Origin of the sequence: Pseudomonas sp. BS3767 (assembly GCF_900099665.1) — a bacterium.
In the GTDB taxonomy this organism is placed as follows: domain Bacteria; phylum Pseudomonadota; class Gammaproteobacteria; order Pseudomonadales; family Pseudomonadaceae; genus Aquipseudomonas; species Aquipseudomonas cerasi.
Genome location: NZ_FNCX01000005.1, coordinates 439,341 through 461,398, shown reverse-complemented (window position 1 = coordinate 461,398; position 22,058 = coordinate 439,341). Strand labels below are relative to the sequence as shown.

The following is a 22,058-nucleotide window of genomic DNA, read 5'->3' as shown; positions in this document are numbered from 1 at the left end:
GCGCTAAATTTGTCTGCCGGGTTTACGTTCTAGCTTGGATAACGGCTGTCTCGGGGCTGTAACAGGTAGGGTAATGACGATTTCTCGACGAGGGTTCATAGCGGGTCTGGCGCTGACCGGTGCGGCAGTTCCGGCAGCGTATTACGCGCATCGGGAACTCACCCGGGTCGACCTGCCGGAAACGCCGGGCGAAGCGACGGCGGGGCCTGCCGATACCGCCACCCAGCGCCTGGCCGACAAGCTGCGCGGTGTGTGGACTCTGCGCTTCGAAGGGCGCGATGCCGGACTGAGCGGTGCGCCGCTCGAAGGCCTGGAAATGTTTCTCGACATCGCCCCGCGTGGTCGCGGCCTGCGCGGCTATATCGACACGGCCGGGCAATTGCGCGGCGATGCGCTGCCGCGCTTTCGGGTGATTGGCGATCTGCAACCGGCCAATGCCGCAAGACTCTACCTGCGGGTCATGGACGGCCATGCCGGCAATGATCCGCACAGCGACAACCCGGATTACGAATTCAGCCTGACCCTCGATGAAGTCTGGGGCGCGTTCGGTAACGCCGGCAGCGGCACCCTGAGCGGGCGTATCGAACGTCTTGACCGACCGCTGGCTCTGCCGGAACTGGAAAACCGTCTGATCGCGATCAAACAGGTGTTTCCAGAAGCGCGGGAAAGGGTGGGCCTGAGTCCGCCGTTTCTGGCCTGGCTGGTTTCCAGGGAGCATCGTCTGTTCCATCAGCTCTGGCATGCCTCGCGAGACAAGTGGCACAAATTGCCCGAAGACAAGCGTAACGCCCTGCGCGGCATCGGCTGGCAGCCGGGACCGCGTGACCATGAGCGCGATGCGCGTGGCCCGCACAAGGACCGCAACGGCTCGGGTGAAGACTTCTTTTATATGCACCGGCACATGCTGATCCAGGCACGCAGGATTCAGGACTTGCCGTCCTGGCCGCGTTTTCCGCTGCCGCAGCCTGAGCTGGAACGCGACCGCCTGGGCTTTGCCCGCTATTTCGACAATCACGACGGTTGTTCGCTGCCGCCCAACTGGCTGGCGCATGGTGACGAGGAATACACACAGCTGGTCAGCGATATCAAAAGCCACGAGACGTTTCATACGCATTTTCAGGTCTGGGAATCGCAGTATCGCGATCCGCGCTTTTTGTCGAAGCTGACCCTGGGCCAGTTTGGTTCGCAGGTCGAACTGGAACTGCACGACTGGCTGCACATGCGCTGGGCGTCGGTGGCCCGCGACCCGGCCAACGGGCAGCCGGTGCCGATGGCACGTCGTTCGGATGATTTTGCCGAGCGCTGGTTCGAGCCGGAAAACGACTTTCTTGCCGACCCGTTTTCATCGCACGTGAACCCGGTGTTCTGGATGTTCCATGGCTGGATTGACGACCGCATTGAGGACTGGTTCCGCGCCCATGAGCGCTTTCATCCGGGCGAAGTGAAGCGCCTGGAAGTCAACGGCGTGCCGTGGTTTGCGCCAGGCCGCTGGGTGAATGTCAGCGACCCGTGGCTGGGGCCTGAAACGCACGGTTGCAGCACAGTGCCCGGCCAGACTGCAGGCACGACCATGGAAATGGACCCGGAAGTCATGAAGCTGGCGCTGCGCATCACCTTCGCGGCCGATGACAAACTGAGCAACCTGCTACGTCGCGTGCCGCGCCGGCCCTGGTATGCACGGAATCTGCTGCCGGAGAGGTGGTTTTGAGCAGCGCTGGCTCCTAGGCTCTGTACGAAAAGTGGCTGCGCTCGGTGATGCTGCGTTAAAAACAGGCTCGGATGCGAGTCCAATCGGAATGCTCATTTACAACACGTAGAGTCGAACGCGACCCCGGCCGTTCCTCGCCTGTTTTTGCCTTGCCTGACCTTCGCTCGCCGACTTTTCGTACAGAGCCTGACGCACTCCGCTCTGTCGGATATTTCATGAATGCCCCCCTGATTCTCGAACAAAAGGCGTAGGGTGGCGCCAGGTCGCAAGCTGTCTGGATGTTCGGCCGTTTCTCATCCCTTCCTTGCTTGCGCCCTCGAGAACACCTTTCATGACACCCGGAATTTTTGACGCGAACAACATTCACTTTGATCTGGGCCCCGATGCCGGTGGCAACTGGTCTGAGGTCATGCTGAAGCATCACGGGCTTTACTGTGAGTTCGATAAAACCCTGTCAGGCAACTCCACAGCGCAAAGCTGGAGCCTGGGGGCTATTGGTGTCACGCAGGCTGATCTGAAATCTCTGGTATTGATCCCGGTTGGAGAAGAACAGGATTGCTGGCAGGGGGAATGGCTTTATCTGAAGCTTATGACCGGTGGGTATGTCGATATCGACGAAGCCGGAAAGCAACATCGCTTCATGGCTGGCAGCATGTTCTTCATCGATCCCGGGCAATCCTTTCAGGAGTCGTTTACCCAGCATGGGCAAATGACCGTATTGCGCATTCCCAAGTCCAGTTTGCGCGATCGGGGCCTGAGGCATTCGTTGCCGGGGCTGATGGTTGCCGACATGGAGTCGGCAGACATACGCGCAGCCCGTGACCTGATCCACTGCATCGCGCAGCAACAGGCGGCCCCTGGCTTGGTCATACGCGAGTTGATGGGCAGACAATTGCTGGAGCTGATTGACGCCATGCTGGGCGGCCCCGGCGACAAGGCAGTTTCGCGCAGCACTGATGTCGTGCTGTTGCGCGCCAGACGTTACATTTACACGCGTTTGAATGACACCGAACTCGACTGCGCGGCCATTGCCGGTGCCGTGCATGTTTCAGTCAAGCACTTGCAACGCTTGTTCCGGAGTCAGGAGACGACGGTGATGCGTGATGTCTGGAATATCCGCCTGCAACACGCACAGCAATTGCTCAGTTCGACCCGCACGCTTCGGCCAAGTGTTCAGGACGTTGCCTGGCAGTGCGGTTTCACCACGGCAGCGCATTTCAGTCGCGCCTACCGGGCACAGTTCGGTATTTGCCCCTCGCATGTTCGGGCTACTTTCAACTGAGCAACTTCTGCTCTCGCCTTATCAGTTGAAAGCGCCTTGTGGACATCCCTCACGCGCCTTGCAGGTAACGGTGATACGCCGTCTGCGCCCTAGAATCGATCCTGTCATTCAGTGACTGATTCATCTCAATGGCTGCTGCGCTGACGCATCGGTCACAGCCCACCGTTATTCATCTTTCGCGATTGGCCCCGGCAGTTTTGCGCCGTCAATTCATGGAAGTTTTACAAAGGCACTCTTATGGAAAGTTATACCGGCGCAACCGACACTGCAGACTTTGCACGTCGTGTTGAAGACAATCAGCGGCGACTGAAAGCCAGTCTGAAGGGCGCTTACGATTACATCGTGTGTGGCTCCGGCACCTCCGGGTCGGTCGTTGCGCGGCGTCTGGCAGAGAATCCCGACGTCAGTGTTCTGCTCCTGGAGGCAGGCGGCACCGATGATGTGCCCAGTGTTACCGATGCCAGTATCTGGTTCACCAACCTGGGCAGCGAGCGCGACTGGCAGTTTCAGGCACAACCCAACCCGCACCTCAATAACCGGGCCATTCCCTTGTCGATGGGCAAGGTGCTGGGCGGTGGATCCTCGATCAACGTGATGGTCTGGGCGCGCGGGCACAGCAGTGACTGGGACCACTTTGCCAGCGAATCAGGTGATCCGGCCTGGAATTATCAATCGACACTCGCCACCTATCGACGTATCGAGAACTGGCAGGGTACGCCAGACGCACTGCGCAGAGGCACGGGCGGTCTGGTCTTCGTGCAGCCTGCGCCTGATCCCAACCCGATTGCACCAGCCATGCTGGGAGCGGTGGCGGAGCTCGGAATGCCTGTTTTCGATGACCAGAACGGCGCGATGATGGAGGGCGCGGGTGGCGCGGCACTGGTCAATATGTGTCTGGAAAACGGTCGTCGCCGTTCGATTTTTCGCAGTTATGTGTACCCGCTGATGGCGCAGCCCAACCTGACGGTCCTGGCCCACACCCATGTATTGCGCGTGTTGCTGGAAGGCAAGCGAGCGGTCGGGGTCGAGGTCATTCATGAAGGCAGGATCATGAGTTTCAGAGCACGAGAGGAAGTCGTGCTGTCACTGGGTGCCATCAACACACCCAAGGTGTTGATGCTGTCCGGAATCGGCGATGCGCAGCAACTGGTTCGGCATGGTATCGCTCCGCTAGAGAATCTGCCGGGTGTCGGCCAGAATTATCAGGACCACATCATGGTCTCGGGGTGCATCTGGGAATACGAACAGGCTCATGCGGCGCGCAACAACGCCGGGGAATCGACGTTCTTCTGGAAGAGTGATCCGGCGCTCGATGTACCCGACATCCAGACCTTTCTCGCTGAAATGCCCATTGCCTCGTTTGAAGCGCAGGCGACGTTCAACCCTCCGGCCAGCGCATGGTCTTTGTTGCCGGGGCTGGTACGGCCCAAAAGCCGTGGCTCGATCACGTTGTCTGGCGGCGGGCACCGGGACGCACTGAGAATCGACAGCGGTGCGCTTGCCGAACCCGAAGATCTGCAGGCGCTGGTGCGTGCAGTCGAATTTTGCCGAGAGATCGGCAACAGCTCGACCCTGCGCCCGTTTGTACGCCGTGAGGTGATGCCCGGAAAGATGAACCGCAAGGATCTGGAGTCGTTCGTGCGCAACACCGCATCGACCGTCTGGCACCAGTCCGGTACGGCCAGAATGGGTATTGATGAGTTATCGGTGGTGGACGCGCAATTGCGCGTCTATGGCATCGACAATCTGAGGGTCGCGGACGCCTCGATCATGCCGCGAGTAACCACCGGCAACACCATGGCCCCGTGCGTGATCATCGGGGAGCGCTTGGGCAGTCTGCTCACTGGCAAGTCCTGAATAATTTGATCCATGCCGTAGATCATGCAGCGAGTGCCCGGTGGGTACTCGCTGACTTTCACCTTTTCGAGAGCATCATCATGAGCAGGCTTCAAGGCAAAATTGCGATGATTACCGGCGGCAGCAGCGGCATCGGTCTTGCGACCGCCCAGCGTTTTGTGGAAGAGGGCGACTATGTGTTTATCACGGGTAGACGTCAGCCCGAGCTGGACGAGTCCGTTGCACGTATAGGTCGTAACGTGACAGCCGTACAAGGCTATGTGTCCAGTCTTGACGATCTGGACCGACTCTACGCAGTGGTCAGGCGCGAGAAAGGCTGCATTGACGTGCTCTCCGCCAACGCCGGCATTATGGAAATGCAATCCATCGATGGCGTCGATGCGGCGCACTAGGACAAGGTTTTTTGATACCAACGTCAAAGGCCTGTTGTTCAGCGTGCAAAAGGCACTGGTGTTGATGCACGACGGCGGCTCGATCATCTTGAATTCGTCCATTGCCGCCAACAGGGGCGTTTCGGGCTGCAGCACTTACAGCGCTACAAAGGCAGCCATACGCTCGTTTGCCCGAACCTGGACAGCCGAGCTGCAAAGTCGAGGTATTCGCGTCAATACACTGAGCCCGGGCCCGATCGACACGCCGATCATGGGCCTGGAAGGGCTTGCGCAAGAGCACGTCGCTCAAATGAAAGCAGCGCTGATCAGAGGTATTCCACTGGGCCGTCTTGGCCGCCCTGAGGAAGTGGCCGCGGCCGCGCTGTTTCTTGCCTGCGACGACAGCAGTTTCATTGTGGGTATCGAGATGTGTGTAGACGGGGGCAAAGCGCAAGTTTGAGGAATAGCGGGCCTGAAGCCCGCTCAGCGCACCTGCCAGCCACCGCCCAGCGCTTTGTACAGCGCGATGCTCGCCTGCACCCGTGCCAGCCGCAACTGCACGCTTACGTCCTGCGCCAGGTACAGCGTGCGCTGGGTTTCCAGTACGGTGAGCAGGTCTTCGGCGCCTTCCTGGTAGCGGCTTTGGGCGATGCGGAAGGCGGTTTGCGCCTGTTTGAGTTCTTCTTCGTGCCAGTAGCGCTGTTGATCCAGGCCGCGAATGCTGTTCAGGGCTTTTTCCACGTCGGCGAAGCTGTTGATGATCGCGCCGCGATAGGTTTCCAGCAGTTCTTCCTGACGCGCTGTGGCCTTGTCGCGCTCGGCGGCCAGACGGCCATTGTTGAAGATCGGTCCGATCAGCCCGGCAGCGAGGCTGCTGAACGGTGCGCGCAGCCAGTCTTCGGCGCGGGTGTTTTCGGTGCCGAGCCGGGCGTTCAGGGTCAGTTTTGGCAGCATGGCGGCGCGGGCGACGGTGACATTGGCCTGTGCCGCCGCCAGGTCAGCCTCGGCCTTGGCCAGATCAGGGCGGCGGGTCAGCAGTTCGCTGGGCAGGCCGGGGCCGATGTCCGGCCAGCTCAGGGTGTCGAAGGGCTGATCCGCGAGGTGCAGATTCTGCACCGGCTGACCGAGCAAGGCTGCCAGGGTGATCAACTGCTCGTTGGCCACTTGCTGAACGCGGGGCAGTTCACGCTGCTGGGCCGCAACCAGATTTTTTTGCTGCGCCAGCTCGAGGGCGGTAGCTGAGCCCGATTCATAGCGGGTTTGCACCAGGCGCAGTACGTCTTGGGCGTTGGCCAGATTCAGTTCGGCAATCCGCCCTTGCTCGCGCGCCGCCAGGGTTTGCGCATAGCGATCGGCGACGTTGGCCAGCAGGGTCAGCTCCACGGTCGCCTGATCGAACTGGCTGGCGCGCAGCCCTTGGAGTGCGCTGTCGCGTCCCGCTGCGATACCGCCCCAGAAATCCACCTCATAGCTGGCGGTCAGGTCGCTGGTGAAGTTGTTGGTGTTGTTGTCGTCGGAAGGGTTGGCCTTGCGGTCGCTGTTGCGCAGGAACCGGTTACGTTCGCCGCGCAGGTCAAAGGCCAGTTCCGGGAGCAAGGGCGCGCCGCCGATAATGGCGCTTGCCTGTGCCTGACGAACCCGTGCCATCGCCGCAGCGACTTCATGGCTGTCAAGGCTGGCCTGTTCGATCAGGCGATTCAGCTGTGGGCTGCCGAACTGCTGCCACCAACGGATATCACTGCGCTGTGCGGCGGCGTTTGCGGCAAACGCCCAGCTTGCCGGTGGCTGGATGCCGCTGTCCGGCGGCGGAGCAGGCGTCTGGCAGGCGCTCAGCAACAGGCAGGCAGTCAAAACGCAAAGGCTAGGCTTCATTGATCGATCATTCACTGGTGAGGGCCGCGACCGGGTCGAGGCGGGCAGCTTTGCGGGCCGGCATGAAGCCGAAGATCACGCCGGTAATCAGGGCGCAGGCAAACGCCCCGGCCACAGCCGGCAGGGTGAACGCAACGGCCACCTTACTCAGCAACAGCGCTGCGCCCATGCCCAGCGCCAGCACGATACCGGCCAGCCCGCCGACCACGGAAAGCATCACAGCCTCCGTAAGAAACTGCCGCAGGATGTCGCTCTGTCGCGCACCGGTGGCCATGCGGATGCCGATTTCACGGGTGCGTTCGCGCACTGTCATCAGCATGATGTTCATCACGCCGATACCACCGACCAGCAACGAAATGGCGGCAATCGAGCCGAGCATCAGCGACAGGGTGTTCTGGGTGCGTGCTTCGGCCTGGATCATCGCGGCGTTGTTGGTCAGTTCGTAATCCTGTTTGCCGTGATGCAGTTGTTGCAGCAGGTTACGGATCGCCCTTTCGGCCTGTTTGACGTTGTTGGCGTCACGGGTGGCGATGGTGATGTACTCGGGGTCCTGCGTGCCGAACAGGCGGATACTGGCCGACGAGTAGGGGATGGCGATGCGATTGTCGCTGTCCAGATCGCCGGACGTGGCGCCTTTTTCCTGCAGCACGCCGACCACCTGAAAAGGCACGTTTTCGATCAGGATGTACTGGCCGACAGGGTCGCTATGCTCGCCGAACAGTTTCTGGCGAACCTTGTAGCCAATCACTGCGACGGCGGCTGCGTTCTGCTCATCCGCTTCGCTGAAATAACTGCCTTCCACCACCGGCCAGTTGAAGATCGCCGGAAAGTGCGTGTCATTGCCGCCGACGTAACTGGAGTGATCGACGTTGCCGTAGCGCACCCCGGCCTGGCCGCCGTTGACCGGCATGATCATTTTCACCTCGGGCAACTGGCCCAGCGCGGCGACTTCCTCCAGGGTGATGACGCCTTTGGGCGCGCGCGGATTGGGCGCCTTGCCGTTGAGGTAAATGATATTGGAACCGAACGAGGACATCTGCGCCATGACCTGACGCTTGCTGCCTTCGCCGACGGCCAGCATCACCACCACCGACGCCACGCCGATGACGATGCCCAGCAGGGTCAGCGCGGTTCGGAAGCGATTGATCCACATGACGCGCCACGCCGCCTGAACCGCCTCGAGCAGCTCGCCTTGCCAGGCGCCGTGGCTGCCGCTGCCCTCGCTCAGGCGCTTACGCAGGTCGACCGCCTGCAGCGTGCCCGGATTGACTGAGCGCTGCACGTCAGAAGCATCTCGAGCCGTATCACGGATCACCAGCCCATCGCTGATCTCGATGACCCGTTTGGCGCGCGCCGCCACTTCCCGGTCATGGGTGATGAGGATCACCACATGGCCCTGGCTGGCCAGTTCGTCCAGCAGGGTCATCACCTCCGCGCCACTGTGGCTGTCCAGCGCACCGGTGGGCTCGTCGGCGAGGATGATGTGCCCGCCATTCATCAAGGCGCGGGCGATGGAAACCCGTTGCTGCTGGCCGCCGGATAACTGATGCGGTCGATTGCCGGTGCGCGACGCCAGGCCCAGTCGGTCAAGCAGGGCGGCGGCCCGCGCATGACGCTCTGCGGCGGGCGTCCCGGCGTAGATTGCCGGCATCTCGACGTTTTCCTGTGCCGAGCCGGACGGAATCAGGTGATAGCCCTGAAACACGAACCCGAACGCTTCACGGCGCAGCCAGGCGAGCTCGTCGCTGCCCAGTTCGGCGACGTTTTCCCCGGCGAACAGGTATTCGCCCGAGGTCGGGCGGTCCAGGCAGCCGAGGATGTTCATCAGCGTCGACTTGCCGGACCCGGAAGCGCCGACAATCGCCACGAACTCACCGGCATGAATCGACAGATCGATGCCGCGCAGCACGTTGACCCGTGGGCTGTCGCCTCCGCCGTAGGATTTGCGGATGCCTCGCAGGTCGATCAGCGGCGTGCGCATTCAGCCTCCGCTGCCGACAGAGGCGGGCACCAGCAGGCGCTCACCTTCATTCAGCCCGTCGAGTACCTGCACGCGCAGGCGGTCGCTGATGCCGGTGCGCACCTCACGGTTCTGCACCTCACCATTGGCAGATAGCACCTGGGCGGTCTGCCGATCGGCCTGCGCCCCGTTTCGCAACGCCGCGAGTGGCGCGGTGAGGGTGTTCTCGGCTTTTTCGGCGACGAAGAATATCTGTGCGGTCATTTCTGCCATCAGCGCCTGATCGCTGTTATCCACGTCCAGCAGCACGGTGTACAGCACCACACGGCCACCGCCGTTCTTGCGCGAACTGCTCGGGCTGCCGCCGCCCTGATTGGCTTGATCCAGCGGCCTGGGCGGCACCGGCAGGATCTGCCGCACGGTGCTGCTCCAGCGCCGGTTGCCGCCGCTCAAGGTGGTGAAATAGGCAGTCATGCCGGGTTTGACATGGCCGATATCGGCTTCCGAGACCTCGGCCCAGACCGTCATCGGTGACAATCGGGCGATGCGCAGAATCAGCGGGGTCTGTTGTTGCGCGTTCAGCGTCTGGCCTTCACGTGCATCGAGGGCGACCACTGTGCCGCTCATGGGCGCGAAAATACGGGTGTAGCCCAGCGCTGCTTCGTCGCTGCGCAGCGCGGCCTGAGCTTCGAGAATCTGCGCCTTGAACATATCGACCCGTGCCTGGGTGGCGCGAAATTCCGATTCCGCAGCCTGAACGTCCTCGGCCCGTGTGGCGCCGCCTGCGGCGAGGCGCTTCTGGCGCTGCTGCTTCTGTTCTGCAAGTTCGTGCAGCGCACGCTGCTCCTGCAATTGCGCCTTGAGGTTATCGATGGCGTAGCGTGCGGCGTCGAGTCTGGCCTTTTGCGTCGAAGGATCGATTTCGACCAGCAAGTCGCCTTCCTTGACCTGATCGCCGACCTGGGCATGGATTTTCATGATCTGCCCGCTGGCCTGCGAGCCCACATCCACGTAACTGCGCGGCTGCAGGGTACCGAGCGCCGTGACGCTGTTTTCGATCGTGCCGCGGGTCACCGTCACGGTCGCGGCGCTGCTTTTGCCGTCGGGCAGGATCTGCCAGGCGCATACGGCAATGACCGGGAACAGGCACAGCGCCACCAGGAGGGCGCGGCGAGGATGTCGAGAGCGTTTCATGCAGATTCCTGCGCTGGGAGATCAGTCGGTCGGTGAACGACGGCCACGAGAGCTGCCCTTTAAACGAGGCATGCCAGCAGGAATTTAGCGTTGATCACGGGTTACCCGCTTCGGCTAAACATCAGCGTCCGTGCTTCGTTTAACGGGAGCGGCTAATTCGGGTCGTCTTGTCGAGTTGGAGTCAGCGTGATTATGTCCAGACCTCTGTGCGGTTTTGTGTTTGCAGGTCTTTCGTTCGCTGTGATTTTCCCTGCGCAAGCCTTGGTTGAGCCTGGAAAACAGGCGGCCAGTGCCGAGATCAGGCGGACCGGTTTTGGCGTGCCGCATATCGTTGCCGCCAATGAGCGCGGTCTGGGTTACGGCATCGGTTATGCCTATGCGCAGGACAACCTGTGCCTGCTGGCCAATGAGATCGTCACCGTCAACGGCCAGCGCTCGCGCTATTTTGGCCCCGATAAGGCGACCCTTGAGCAGCGCAACAATATGGCCAGCGACCTGTTGTTCCAGTGGCTCAATACGCCGCAGGCACTGGCGGATTTCTGGAATGCGCAGCCGCTGGAGATTCGCCAGTTGATGCAGGGCTATGTCGCCGGTTACAACCGCTCGCTCGATGAACAGAAGGCCAAGGGCCTGCCGCAGCCCTGTGCGGCCGAGTGGGTTCGGCCGATCAGTACCGATGATCTGGTGCGCTTGACCCGTCGCCTGCTGGTAGAGGGGGGCGTGGGGCAGTTCGCCGAAGCGCTGGCCGGTGCTACGCCGCCTGCGCTGCAAAAGCCAGTGCAGGTAAATGCTCAGCAGGTTCAGGCGCTGCAACTGGCTGCTGCGCGCAACCAGCGGTTTGCTCTGGAGCGCGGCAGCAATGCCGTGGCAATAGGGCGCGAGCTATCGGCCAACGGGCGCGGCATGCTGCTGGCCAATCCGCATTTTCCATGGGCTGGCGGCCTGCGCTTCTATCAAATGCACCTGACCATTCCCGGCAAGCTCGACGTGATGGGCGCAGCCTTGCCGGGCCTGCCCCTGATCAATATCGGCTTCAATCAGCATCTGGCCTGGAGCCATACCGTCGACACGTCGAAACACTTCACGCTGCATCGCCTGCAGCTCGACCCGAAGGATTCCACCCGTTACCTGCTGGATGGCAAATCGGTTGCCATGGACAAGCAGCAGGTGAGTGTCGACGTGAAGCAAGCCGATGGCAGCCTGAAGTCGGTACCACGCATTGTCTATTCGTCCAGGTTCGGTCCGGTGGTGCAGTGGCCGGGCAAGCTGGACTGGGACGAAAAGTTTGCCTTCAGCCTGCGTGATGCCAATCTGCAAAACGACCGTGTGTTGCAGCAGTGGTATGCAATGGACAAGGCTGACAGCCTCAAGGCGTTTCAGGATTCGGTGCGCAAGATCCAGGGCATCCCGTGGGTCAACACCCTGGCAGTCGATGCGCGGGGGCAGGCGCTGTACATGAACCTCTCGGTGGTGCCAAACGTCGACGCCGTCAGGTTTGCCCGATGCAGTGATCCGCGCATCGGCACGGAACTGATCGTGCTCGACGGCTCGCGCAGTGAATGCAACTGGGAGGTTTCCGCAGAGGCGGCACAGGCCGGTATTTATCCCTCTTCCCGTCAGCCGCAGTTATTGCGGACCGACTTCGTGCAGCACTCCAATGACTCGGCCTGGATGGTCAATCCCGCTGCGCCGTTGAAGGACTTTTCGCCACTGATCAGCCAGGACAGCCAGCCGCTGGGGCAGCGAGCACGTTTTGCGCTGGATCGGCTGGGCAGCCTGAAGAAGGCGGGCAAGATCAGCGTCGAGAACCTGCAAGCGATGGTCATGGACAACGAGGTCTATCAGGCCGGGCAAGTGCTGCCGGATCTGCTCAGGTTCTGTGCCTCGGAGCTGGGTGATGATGCTGCGCGGCTGACACCGCTGTGTACCGCACTGAAAGCCTGGGACGGGCGCGCTGACCTGAACAGTGGCATCGGGTTCGTGTACTTCCAGAGAATCATGACGTCCATGCAGGCTGTTGCCTCGCGCTGGCGTGTTGCGTTCGACCCGCGCGACCCGGTTCACACGCCGAGCGGGCTGGCGATTGAGAACCCGCAGGTCGCCACTGCATTGCGCGCCGCCATGCGGGCCACAGTGGATGAAGTGGCCAAGGCAGGCCTCTCGGCAAGCAGTCAATGGGGCGACATTCAGGTTTCCAGCATCAGCGGCAAGCAGATCCCGATTCACGGTGGTCCGGCCGGGCTTGGCATCTACAACGCCATGCAGACCGTGGCAGGCAAGGACGGCAAGCGCGAGGTGGTCAGTGGCACCAGTTACCTGCAGGTGGTGACGTTCGACGAGCACGGCCCAAGGGCGCAGGGTTTGCTGGCGTTCTCTGAGTCGAGCAATCCACAGTCAGCCCATTCAAGCGACCAGACTGAAGCATTTTCAAAAAAACAATGGCAGGCGTTGCCGTTCACTGAACAACAGATCAAGGCTGATCCTGCGTATGAGGTGCAGGTGATAAGCGAGGAGCCTGATCGCTGAAAGAGGCAAGAAAAGCGTTTGGGCCATGCGGCCCAAATGCGCTTATCGGTAATCAGCCGCCCGGTGTGTCGATATCGGCGTCAACGCCAGTGGTGGGCTGATGATTGCGTAAATCCTCGGTTTTTTCTTCCGGCTCATGGTCAGGCACGTAGGCGCTGTCGCTGGTTGACTGGCCCTGCGACTGAGTCTGTGACTGACTTGGGGAAGGCGTCTGGCCCTGGCTCTGGCCATTGCCCTTTTCAGTCTCGGGTTTTACGTCCCCGACTTGCGGCTCGATTGCCGGATCGTTGCGGTCCGGGCCCGGGCTGGCAGGTGCGTCCTGATTTGGCGTCGGTTCTTTCTGACGTTGCGGTTCGATAGACATGAGTACCTCGATATCGGTTTCAGAAAATGTTCTGACACAGTTTCGAGGGGTAGCAATGGGGATCGTTCGATTCAGTTGCCGAATGGTGATGCAGTGGGAAGTGCTGCGTGCAAGGCTGTTGGATAAGCGCTGTTCGCGAAAGGCCCGTACGTTGCATGAGATGCATCGACCGGAGAGCAGCCTTCGCGAACAGGTTCGCTTCTACCAGTGCGCTTCAGCGCAGTCAGAGCACTTTTTTGATCGCGTCACACACCACGTCGATGTTCTTCTGATTCAGCGCGGCCACGCAGATACGCCCGGTGTCCAGCGCGTAGATACCGAACTCGCTGCGCAGGCGCTGGGCCTGTTCGGCGGTCAGACCGGAGTAGGAGAACATGCCGCACTGGCGCGCGACGAAGCTGAAGTCCTGAACGGCCGGGTTGTCAGCCAGGCGCTCGACCATCGCCTTGCGCATGCCCTGGATGCGCAGACGCATTTCGCCCAGTTCCTCTTCCCACATTGCACGCAACGCAGGGTCGTTAAGCACCGCAGCGGAGATGATCGCACCGTGGGTCGGCGGGTTGGAATAGTTGGTGCGGATCACGCGCTTGACCTGGGACAGGACGCGAGTGGTTTCTTCCTTCGATTCGGTAATGATCGACAGCGCGCCGACGCGTTCGCCATACAGCGACAGTGATTTGGAGAACGAGCTCGAGGCGAAGAAGGTCAGGCCCGACTCGGCGAACAGGCGCACTGCCAGGGCATCTTCCTGAATGCCCTGACCGAAGCCTTGATAGGCCATGTCCAGAAACGGTACGTGGCCCTTGGCCTTGACCACTTCCAGCACTTTTTTCCAGTCATCCAGGCTCAGGTCGACACCGGTCGGGTTGTGGCAGCAGGCGTGCAGCACGACTACCGAGTTGTTCGGCAGGTTGTGCAGGTCTTCGAGCATGCCGGCACGGTTCACGTCGTGGGTGGCAGCGTCGTAGTAGCGGTAGTTCTGCACCGCAAAGCCTGCGGTTTCGAACAGCGCGCGGTGGTTTTCCCAGCTCGGGTCGCTGATGGCGACGACGGCATCGGGCAGCAACTGCTTGAGGAAGTCGGCACCGATCTTCAGTGCGCCGGTGCCGCCGACCGATTGGGTGGTCAGCACACGGCCCGAGGCGATCAGCGGCGAATCAGCGCCCAGCAACAGTTTTTGCACGGCCTGGTCGTAGGCGGCAATACCGTCGATCGGCAGGTAGCCACGCGGCGCATGCTGGGCCACGCGGATCTTTTCGGCTTCGGCCACGGCGCGCAGCAGGGGAATGCGCCCGTCTTCATCACAGTAGACGCCCACGCCAAGGTTGACCTTGGTACTGCGGGTGTCGGCGTTGAAGGCTTCGTTGATACCCAGGATCGGATCGCGGGGTGCCATTTCGACAGCGGAAAACAGGCTCATGGTGCGGCGGCTCTTGGTGAAGAGTGGGAAGGGGACACGCTGAGGCTCGATGCGCCAAAGCGGTGCGCAAACTGAGCGTAGTATAGAGAGCATCCCCTCGGTGATCGACAGTGCAGGGCGGGTTTTTTACAGGTTTTTGCGCATATTTGTAGAACGTTCGTTCGGTTAAAACCTCAATGCTTTAAGTGCGTGCCTTGAAAGGCTGATATATGACTCCATCTATTAGCCATCACTTCAAAACATCGCACGCCTGCTTCCCGGCGGGAACGGCTGTTTGCGATGATTTCGTCGTTGCGCGCCGTCATGCGCCGACGAATATTTCCAGTTGTGCCGTCGAGGCGGTCAGGTCGCGGAAGGTTTCACGCGAACCCCGTCACACGCGCACCATTCAAGAGGTCAGTTATGTCCGAGTTCCAGCTCGTTACCCGCTTTGAGCCAGCCGGCGATCAGCCCGAGGCCATTCGCCAACTGGTCGAAGGGATCGACGCCGGGCTCGCGCACCAGACCCTGCTCGGGGTGACCGGGTCGGGCAAGACGTTCAGCATCGCCAACGTGATTTCCCAGATCAAGCGTCCAACGCTGGTGCTGGCACCGAACAAGACCCTGGCGGCGCAGTTGTATGGCGAATTCAAGGCGTTTTTCCCGAACAACGCCGTGGAGTACTTCGTTTCCTACTACGACTACTACCAGCCGGAAGCTTACGTGCCGTCGTCCGACACCTTCATCGAGAAGGATGCCTCGATCAACGACCACATCGAACAGATGCGTCTGTCCGCGACCAAGGCGCTGCTGGAGCGCAAGGATGCGATCATCGTCACCACGGTGTCGTGCATCTACGGCCTGGGCAGTCCGGAAACCTATCTGCGCATGGTCATGCACATCGATCGTGGCGACAAACTCGATCAGCGTGCCTTGCTGCGCCGCCTCGCCGACCTGCAGTACACCCGTAACGACATGGACTTTGCCCGTGCGACGTTCAGGGTGCGCGGTGATGTGATCGATATCTACCCGGCCGAATCCGATCTGGAAGCGATCCGGGTCGAGCTGTTCGATGACGAGGTCGAGAGCCTGTCGGCGTTCGATCCGCTGACCGGCGAGGTGATTCGCAAGCTGCCGCGCTTCACCTTCTACCCGAAAAGCCACTACGTCACCCCGCGCGAGACGCTGATTGAGGCGATGGAGGGGATCAAGGTCGAGCTGCAGGAGCGCCTCGAATACCTGCGCAGCCAGAACAAACTGGTGGAAGCTCAGCGTCTGGAGCAGCGCACCCGTTTCGATCTGGAAATGATGCTGGAGCTGGGCTACTGCAACGGTATCGAAAACTACTCGCGCTACCTGTCGGGCCGTCCTTCCGGTGCGCCGCCGCCAACCCTTTTCGATTACCTGCCACCGGATGCCTTGCTGGTGATCGACGAGTCCCACGTCAGCGTGCCGCAGGTCGGCGCGATGTACAAAGGTGACCGTTCGCGCAAGGAAACCCTGGTCGAGTACGGCTTCCGTCTGCCATCGGCACTGGATAACCGCCCGATGCGTTTCGACGAGTGGGAGGCGATCAGCCCGCAGACCATTTTCGTCTCGGCGACCCCGGGTAACTACGAGGCCGAGCACGCCGGGCGTATCGTCGAGCAGGTGGTGCGTCCGACCGGCCTGGTGGACCCGCAGATCGAGATTCGTCCGGCGCTGACCCAGGTCGATGATCTGCTGTCGGAAATCCACAAGCGCACCGCGCTGGAAGAGCGGGTGCTGGTCACCACGCTGACCAAGCGCATGTCCGAGGATTTGACCGACTACCTGAGCGACCACGGGGTGCGCGTGCGTTACCTGCACTCGGACATCGATACGGTGGAACGTGTCGAAATCATCCGCGACCTGCGCCTGGGTACGTTCGATGTGCTGGTGGGCATCAACCTGCTGCGCGAAGGCCTGGACATGCCGGAAGTGTCGCTGGTGGCAATTCTCGATGCCGACAAGGAAGGCTTCCTGCGCTCCGACCGTTCGCTGATCCAGACCATTGGCCGGGCGGCACGTAACCTCAATGGTCGGGCGATTCTGTATGCCGACCGGATTACCGGCTCGATGGAGCGCGCCATCGGCGAGACCGAGCGGCGACGCGAGAAGCAATTGGCGTTCAACCTGGAACATGGCATCACCCCCAAAGGTGTGTTCAAGGACGTCGCCGATATCATGGAAGGCGCCACCGTCCCCGGCTCGCGCAGCAAAAAACGCAAAGGCATGGCCAAAGCCGCCGAAGAAAACGCCCGCTACGAAAACGAACTGCGCTCGCCGAGCGAGATCAACAAACGCATTCGCCAACTGGAAGAAAAAATGTACCAACTGGCCCGCGACCTGGAATTCGAAGCCGCCGCACAAATGCGCGACGAAATCGGCAAACTGCGCGAGCGGTTGCTGGCGGTTTGAAGCATTGGACACGCCACCTCTCATGCCGGTGCGGCGACCCCCGGATCAGTGTCAGGGCGAAGGAACCCGACGAAGTCGGGCCGGAAACGGAGCAGGGGGCTTTAGTCACTTTGGCCCCTTCGAAGTGACTCGCCGAGGGGCGAAAAGGTGACCTGAGTCGAACCCCCATTTACCTGACAAAGAAAAACCGCCGTGTGGCGCAGAGCGTCACGAACTGCATGCCCACGCGGAGCACTGGCACGATAATCAGCTGAATTTGTTTACAACTCCGGGCGCGGAGCTTGCGGAACGAGAGGCGTCCGGGCAATTGCCTTTGTTGCTGGAGCCTCATGCCCCCGGCCTGTTAACATTCCGCGCTTGATCGACCTAATTCGGGATTTTCCATGACCACCGTTCGTACCCGCATCGCGCCATCGCCCACAGGCGACCCCCACGTCGGCACGGCCTACATCGCGCTGTTCAACTACTGCTTTGCCAAACAGCACGGCGGCGAGTTCATCCTGCGCATTGAAGACACCGATCAACTGCGCTCTACCCGCGAGTCCGAACAGCAGATCTTCGACGCACTGCGCTGGCTGGGCATCGACTGGAGCGAAGGCCCCGACGTCGGTGGTCCGCATGGCCCATACCGCCAAAGCGAGCGCGGCGACATCTATAGGAAATACGTGCAGCAACTGGTCGACATGGGCCATGCCTTCCCGTGCTTCTGCACCGCCGAAGAGCTGGACCAGATGCGCGCCGAACAGCAGGCCAAGGGCGAAACCCCGCGCTATGACGGTCGCGCCTTGCTGCTCTCCAAGGAAGAAGTCCAGCGCCGCCTGGACGCCGGCGAGCCACACGTGATCCGCATGAAAGTGCCGACCGAAGGCGTCTGCGTCGTCCCTGACATGCTGCGTGGCGAAGTCGAAATCCCGTGGGACCGCATGGACATGCAGGTCCTGATGAAGACCGACGGCCTGCCGACCTACTTCCTCGCCAACGTCGTCGATGACCACCTGATGGGCATCACCCATGTACTGCGCGGCGAAGAATGGCTGCCATCGGCACCCAAACTGATCCTGCTGTACGAATACTTCGGCTGGGACAAGCCGCAGCTGTGCTACATGCCGCTGCTGCGTAACCCCGACAAGAGCAAGCTGTCCAAGCGCAAGAACCCCACGTCGGTGACCTTCTACGAGCGCATGGGCTTCATGCCCGAGGCGATGCTCAACTACCTGGGGCGTATGGGCTGGTCGATGCCTGACGAGCGCGAGAAGTTCTCCTTGCAGGAGATGGTCGACAACTTCGACCTGTCGCGTGTTTCGCTGGGCGGGCCGATCTTCGATATAGAAAAGCTGTCCTGGCTCAATGGCCAATGGCTGCGTGATCTGCCGGTCGAGGAGTTTGCCTCGCGTCTGAAGACCTGGGCGCTGAACCCTGACTACATGATGAAGATCGCACCGCATGTGCAGGGCAGGGTAGAGACCTTCAGTCAGGTTGCACCGCTGGCCGGCTTCTTCTTTGCAGGTGGCGTCACGCCTGATGTGAAGCTCTTCGAACACAAGAAGCTGTCCCCGGAGCAGGTGCGCCAGGTGATTCAGTTGATCCTGTGGAAGCTGGAATCGCTGCGTCAGTGGGAGAAGGACCGGATCATGGGCTGCATTCAGGCCGTGGTCGAGCATCTCGAGCTCAAGCTGCGAGACGCCATGCCATTGATGTTCGCTGCGATCACCGGTCAGGCCAACTCGGTCTCGGTGACCGATGCGATGGAAATCCTCGGCCCGGACCTGACTCGCTTCCGCCTGCGTCAGGCCCTCGATTTGCTGGGCGGCGTTTCCAAGAAAGAAAACAAGGAATGGGAAAAGCTACTGGGCTCGATTGCCTGAGGCATTACCTGTTCCTGTGAATCGCCCCCGGTTTTCCGGGGGTTGAAAGGTAAGTGGTTGTATTACCGACAAAAAACTTTGCAAATTGTAGAAAATAAATTTGACAGCCCTGTCACTCACGCTTAATATGCGCCCCGTCCACTGATGTGGGGCTTTAGCTCAGCTGGGAGAGCGCCTGCATGGCATGCAGGAGGTCAGCGGTTCGATCCCGCTAAGCTCCACCAAATTTAGCATTTCAGAGTGCTGCTACACTGCTCTGAAATGATGTGAAACAAGCGGATCCAGCGACCGTTTGTTTTGCAAGAAGGTTTTGTCCCCTTCGTCTAGTGGCCTAGGACACCGCCCTTTCACGGCGGTAACAGGGGTTCGAGTCCCCTAGGGGACGCCAGTTTCACCGAGGGATGCCGGAAGGTTGATCTCCGCCGAGAGGCGTAAATCCGGGGCTTTAGCTCAGCTGGGAGAGCGCCTGCATGGCATGCAGGAGGTCAGCGGTTCGATCCCGCTAAGCTCCACCAATTTTGCCAGGGTTCATCGTTCGATGAACCTGACTGAAGGTTTTGCGTCCCCTTCGTCTAGTGGCCTAGGACACCGCCCTTTCACGGCGGTAACAGGGGTTCGAGTCCCCTAGGGGACGCCACGATTTCCCGCTCTGCGGGACCAAGGGTCATTCGATTATTGAATGGCCCTTTTGTTTTTTCAGGGTTTGAAAACCCCTCCTTTCTGTTTTTATCTATTGCCACACTCAACTGTAACCGACTCTCGTGCCGATACTGCGTTGGCATGCCGTTCAGGACACTCCGCGTCCTCTATGTGTTCGCAACGCAGTGCGCCGCGAACTACATCCTCGCGCTGTAGCCCTCTTGGTTATACACAAATCTTGTGGGAGCGAGCTTGCTCGCGAAGAGGCCGGTATAGCCCCCAGGAAATAGGGGTTGGATGCATCGTCTTCGTGAGCAAGCTCACTCCCACAGGTCTGTGTCCAGTCTGCACGTACGGTTTCAGGCCTTTTATCCGGGCTTATCCAGACTTGTGTATGACTCTGAGCGCTGTAGCGTGAAGAGCAAAAGGCGTTCGGAGGGGCGCTTTTCATGCCAACGCGTGTGAACGCGCGCCATGACCCGCTACACTCCCGCCAATTACATCCACTCAAGCAGGAGCACGCATGGTCTGGGACCGGGCAACGCCGTTTGTCATCGATCTGAACGTCGCCGCCGAAGACATCGACGGGCTGGGGCATGCCAATAACGCTGTTTATGTGTCCTGGCTGGAGCGCTGTGCCTGGCGTCATTCGCAGTTCCTCGGGCTGGACCTTACCGAATACCGGCGTCTGGATCGGGCGATGGCGGTGGTCAGGCATGAGATCGACTACCTCGCCAGCGCCTACGAGAACGACGAGCTGCAATTGGCGACCTGGATCGTCGACTGGGATCGCCGCCTGAAAATGACCCGCTGCTTTCAGCTCAAGCGTCCTGCCGACAACCTGACCTTGCTGCGCGCGCAAACCACCTTTGTCTGCATCGAACTGTCCACTGGTAAGCCCAAGCGCATGCCTGCCGAGTTCATCGAGGGCTATGGCGCAGCCATCTCTGACAGCGCCGTTCCCAATCCGCACGCCGGGCAGTAAACTGCCGGACTTTTTTCGAGTGTGACCCATGCAAATTGCTCTGGCGCCCATGGAGGGGTTGGTCGACGACATCCTGCGTAATGTGCTGACGAAAGTCGGCGGCATCGACTGGTGCGTGACCGAATTCATCCGGGTGTCCGAGCGTTTGATGCCAGCGCATTACTTCTACAAGTACGCATCGGAATTTCATCAGGGCGCGAAAACTGACGCAGGCACGCCGTTGCGCCTTCAGTTGCTGGGCTCTGACCCGGTGTGCCTGGCCGAAAACGCCGCGTTCGCCTGCGAGTTGGGTGCACCCGTGCTGGACCTCAACTTCGGCTGCCCGGCCAAGACCGTCAACCGCTCACGGGGCGGCGCAATCCTGCTCAAGGAGCCGGAACTGCTGCACTCGATCGTCAGCCAGGTGCGCCGTGCCGTGCCCAGACCTATCCCCGTTACCGCCAAGATGCGCCTGGGTTACGAAAACACCGATGGCGCGCTGGACTGCGCCAGAGCGCTGGCTGACGGCGGGGCAGAGCAAATCGTCGTTCATGCGCGCACCAAGGTCGACGGCTACAAGCCTCCCGCGCACTGGGAGTGGATTGCGCGCATCCAGGAAGTGGTCAATGTCCCGGTGGTCGCCAACGGGGAAATCTGGACCGTTGAGGATTGGCGCCGTTGCCGTGAAATCTGCGGTGCGCGGGACATCATGATCGGTCGCGGTCTGGTGGCGCGTCCTGATCTGGCCCGGCAGATCGCTGCAGCGCAGAAGGGCGACGAGGTCGTGCCCATGACCTGGGACGAGTTGCAGCCGATGCTGCGGGTCTTCTGGCAGGACTGTCTGGCGAAGATGACACTGATTCAGGCGCCGGGCCGGCTCAAGCAGTGGCTGGTGCTGCTGACCAAAAGCTACCCCGAGGCGACTCTCATGTTCAATACGTTGCGCCGCGAAACCGACTGCGATCGCATCAGCGTATTGCTGGATTGCGCGCCCGGTTGCTTACCCAGAAGCTGATCCCGACGAACGGTCAAAAAAATCCTGAAAAAAGTCTCTTGAAAAGCGAATGGCTGTCCCTATTTTGGTGACCAAGCGATGCCGAACACGGGTCGCGTAAACCACTCGCTGATAAACAGGAGAATTGTTATGGCTACTGCATTTTCTCTGGCTCCACTGTTTCGCAACTCAGTGGGATTCGACCGCTTCAACGACCTCTTCGAGTCGGCGGCGCGAAATGAGACAACCAGCGGCTATCCGCCCTACAACGTCGAGCGGCACACCGATGACCATTATCGAATCGTGATTGCTGCAGCAGGTATGCAAGAGCAGGATCTCGAGTTGCAGGTTGAAAAAGGTGTGCTGACCGTGATCGGCAACAAGCGCGAGCAAGAAGCCGAAAACGTGACGTATCTGCATCAGGGTATTGCCCGGCGTGAATTCAAGCTGTCATTCAGGCTGGCGGACAATATCGAAGTCAAAGGGGCCGATCTGTCTCACGGCCTGCTGAATATTGACCTGGTGCGCAACGTGCCGGAAGAAGCGAAACCAAAACGCATTCCGCTCAATAGCCAGAAAGCGCTGGAAAACTGATCCGACAGGTGATGTTGAGTCAGCGGCATG

Annotated in this window: 14 protein-coding genes, 4 tRNA genes and 1 pseudogene; 14 read left to right on the top strand and 5 right to left on the bottom strand. The window is 60.5% G+C overall.

All coding sequences use genetic code 11. From position 1 onward, the window contains the following. Window positions 1-73 precede the first annotated feature (73 nt). The 4 genes and pseudogenes from BLR16_RS17620 to BLR16_RS17605 all read left to right on the top strand — a co-directional run bounded on the left by BLR16_RS17620 (window position 74) and on the right by BLR16_RS17605 (window position 5,678). On the top strand, window positions 74-1,708 hold the full coding sequence (locus tag BLR16_RS17620; protein ID WP_074808637.1) for a pyoverdine maturation tyrosinase PvdP: 1,635 nt from the start codon (window positions 74-76) through the stop codon (window positions 1,706-1,708). A 331-nt stretch (window positions 1,709-2,039) separates the two neighbouring features. Then, window positions 2,040-2,990 (top strand): AraC family transcriptional regulator, encoded by a 951-nt coding sequence (locus BLR16_RS17615; protein ID WP_072364619.1) that lies wholly within the window; start codon window positions 2,040-2,042, stop codon window positions 2,988-2,990. Window positions 2,991-3,227: 237 nt separating this feature from the next. Further along, window positions 3,228-4,847, top strand: a complete 1,620-nt coding sequence (locus BLR16_RS17610; RefSeq protein WP_003366627.1) for a GMC family oxidoreductase — start codon at window positions 3,228-3,230, stop codon at window positions 4,845-4,847. A gap of 80 nt (window positions 4,848-4,927) precedes the next feature. Beyond that, window positions 4,928-5,678: pseudogene (locus BLR16_RS17605) on the top strand (SDR family oxidoreductase). A 23-nt stretch (window positions 5,679-5,701) separates the two neighbouring features. Here BLR16_RS17605 and BLR16_RS17600 read toward each other — a convergent pair. The 3 genes from BLR16_RS17600 to BLR16_RS17590 are packed head-to-tail and all read right to left on the bottom strand — an operon-like array spanning window position 5,702 to window position 10,244. After that, window positions 5,702-7,090: an efflux transporter outer membrane subunit gene (locus tag BLR16_RS17600; protein WP_074808631.1), complete on the bottom strand. Its 1,389-nt coding sequence runs from the start codon at window positions 7,088-7,090 to the stop codon at window positions 5,702-5,704. A 7-nt stretch (window positions 7,091-7,097) separates the two neighbouring features. Next, complete coding sequence (locus tag BLR16_RS17595) at window positions 7,098-9,071, bottom strand: MacB family efflux pump subunit (RefSeq protein WP_074808628.1); 1,974 nt, start codon at window positions 9,069-9,071, stop codon at window positions 7,098-7,100. Beyond that, a complete protein-coding gene (locus BLR16_RS17590; protein WP_092194446.1) occupies window positions 9,072-10,244 on the bottom strand; it encodes an efflux RND transporter periplasmic adaptor subunit in 1,173 nt (390 codons plus the stop codon). Between the two features lie 192 nt (window positions 10,245-10,436). Between BLR16_RS17590 and BLR16_RS17585 the strand changes: the two genes are divergently transcribed. Continuing rightward, window positions 10,437-12,770 (top strand): bifunctional acylase PvdQ, encoded by a 2,334-nt coding sequence (locus BLR16_RS17585; RefSeq protein ID WP_074808622.1) that lies wholly within the window; start codon window positions 10,437-10,439, stop codon window positions 12,768-12,770. A 52-nt stretch (window positions 12,771-12,822) separates the two neighbouring features. Here the strand turns inward: BLR16_RS17585 and BLR16_RS17580 are convergent, their stop codons facing one another. Further along, the gene (locus tag BLR16_RS17580) at window positions 12,823-13,134 is read right to left on the bottom strand and encodes a hypothetical protein (RefSeq protein WP_003366637.1); all 312 of its coding nucleotides are present in this window, start codon (window positions 13,132-13,134) and stop codon (window positions 12,823-12,825) included. A 223-nt stretch (window positions 13,135-13,357) separates the two neighbouring features. Continuing rightward, window positions 13,358-14,554: an amino acid aminotransferase gene (locus tag BLR16_RS17575; protein WP_074808620.1), complete on the bottom strand. Its 1,197-nt coding sequence runs from the start codon at window positions 14,552-14,554 to the stop codon at window positions 13,358-13,360. A gap of 402 nt (window positions 14,555-14,956) precedes the next feature. Between BLR16_RS17575 and uvrB the strand changes: the two genes are divergently transcribed. The 9 genes from uvrB to BLR16_RS17530 all read left to right on the top strand — a co-directional run bounded on the left by uvrB (window position 14,957) and on the right by BLR16_RS17530 (window position 22,028). Beyond that, a complete protein-coding gene (gene uvrB / locus BLR16_RS17570) occupies window positions 14,957-16,972 on the top strand; it encodes an excinuclease ABC subunit UvrB (protein ID WP_003366641.1) in 2,016 nt (671 codons plus the stop codon). Window positions 16,973-17,355: 383 nt separating this feature from the next. Continuing rightward, window positions 17,356-18,837: a glutamate--tRNA ligase gene (gltX, locus tag BLR16_RS17565; RefSeq protein ID WP_092194444.1), complete on the top strand. Its 1,482-nt coding sequence runs from the start codon at window positions 17,356-17,358 to the stop codon at window positions 18,835-18,837. Window positions 18,838-18,985: 148 nt separating this feature from the next. Beyond that, a tRNA-Ala gene (locus tag BLR16_RS17560) sits at window positions 18,986-19,061 on the top strand. An 88-nt stretch (window positions 19,062-19,149) separates the two neighbouring features. Continuing rightward, a tRNA-Glu gene (locus tag BLR16_RS17555) sits at window positions 19,150-19,225 on the top strand. A gap of 51 nt (window positions 19,226-19,276) precedes the next feature. Next, window positions 19,277-19,352, top strand: a tRNA-Ala gene (locus BLR16_RS17550). A 46-nt stretch (window positions 19,353-19,398) separates the two neighbouring features. Next, a tRNA-Glu gene (locus BLR16_RS17545) sits at window positions 19,399-19,474 on the top strand. A 525-nt stretch (window positions 19,475-19,999) separates the two neighbouring features. Then, entirely contained in the window at window positions 20,000-20,461 is a 462-nt protein-coding gene (locus BLR16_RS17540; RefSeq protein ID WP_054081903.1) for an acyl-CoA thioesterase, read from the top strand. Between the two features lie 28 nt (window positions 20,462-20,489). Beyond that, a complete protein-coding gene (locus tag BLR16_RS17535) occupies window positions 20,490-21,455 on the top strand; it encodes a tRNA dihydrouridine synthase (RefSeq protein ID WP_060707542.1) in 966 nt (321 codons plus the stop codon). 129 nt (window positions 21,456-21,584) lie between these two features. After that, window positions 21,585-22,028, top strand: a complete 444-nt coding sequence (locus BLR16_RS17530; protein ID WP_003316521.1) for an Hsp20 family protein — start codon at window positions 21,585-21,587, stop codon at window positions 22,026-22,028. The last annotated feature ends 30 nt before the right edge of the window (window positions 22,029-22,058 follow it).

Coding starts and splice junctions, on each gene's coding strand:
- BLR16_RS17535 (WP_060707542.1), top strand. CDS start 20,490: ATGCAAATTGCTCTGGCGCCCATGGAGGGGTTGGTCGACGACATCCTG.
- gltX (WP_092194444.1), top strand. CDS start 17,356: ATGACCACCGTTCGTACCCGCATCGCGCCATCGCCCACAGGCGACCCC.
- uvrB (WP_003366641.1), top strand. CDS start 14,957: ATGTCCGAGTTCCAGCTCGTTACCCGCTTTGAGCCAGCCGGCGATCAG.
- BLR16_RS17620 (WP_074808637.1), top strand. CDS start 74: ATGACGATTTCTCGACGAGGGTTCATAGCGGGTCTGGCGCTGACCGGT.
- BLR16_RS17590 (WP_092194446.1), bottom strand. CDS start 10,244: ATGAAACGCTCTCGACATCCTCGCCGCGCCCTCCTGGTGGCGCTGTGC.
- BLR16_RS17600 (WP_074808631.1), bottom strand. CDS start 7,090: ATGAAGCCTAGCCTTTGCGTTTTGACTGCCTGCCTGTTGCTGAGCGCC.
- BLR16_RS17580 (WP_003366637.1), bottom strand. CDS start 13,134: ATGTCTATCGAACCGCAACGTCAGAAAGAACCGACGCCAAATCAGGAC.
- BLR16_RS17530 (WP_003316521.1), top strand. CDS start 21,585: ATGGCTACTGCATTTTCTCTGGCTCCACTGTTTCGCAACTCAGTGGGA.
- BLR16_RS17540 (WP_054081903.1), top strand. CDS start 20,000: ATGGTCTGGGACCGGGCAACGCCGTTTGTCATCGATCTGAACGTCGCC.
- BLR16_RS17585 (WP_074808622.1), top strand. CDS start 10,437: ATGTCCAGACCTCTGTGCGGTTTTGTGTTTGCAGGTCTTTCGTTCGCT.
- BLR16_RS17610 (WP_003366627.1), top strand. CDS start 3,228: ATGGAAAGTTATACCGGCGCAACCGACACTGCAGACTTTGCACGTCGT.
- BLR16_RS17615 (WP_072364619.1), top strand. CDS start 2,040: ATGACACCCGGAATTTTTGACGCGAACAACATTCACTTTGATCTGGGC.
- BLR16_RS17595 (WP_074808628.1), bottom strand. CDS start 9,071: ATGCGCACGCCGCTGATCGACCTGCGAGGCATCCGCAAATCCTACGGC.
- BLR16_RS17575 (WP_074808620.1), bottom strand. CDS start 14,554: ATGAGCCTGTTTTCCGCTGTCGAAATGGCACCCCGCGATCCGATCCTG.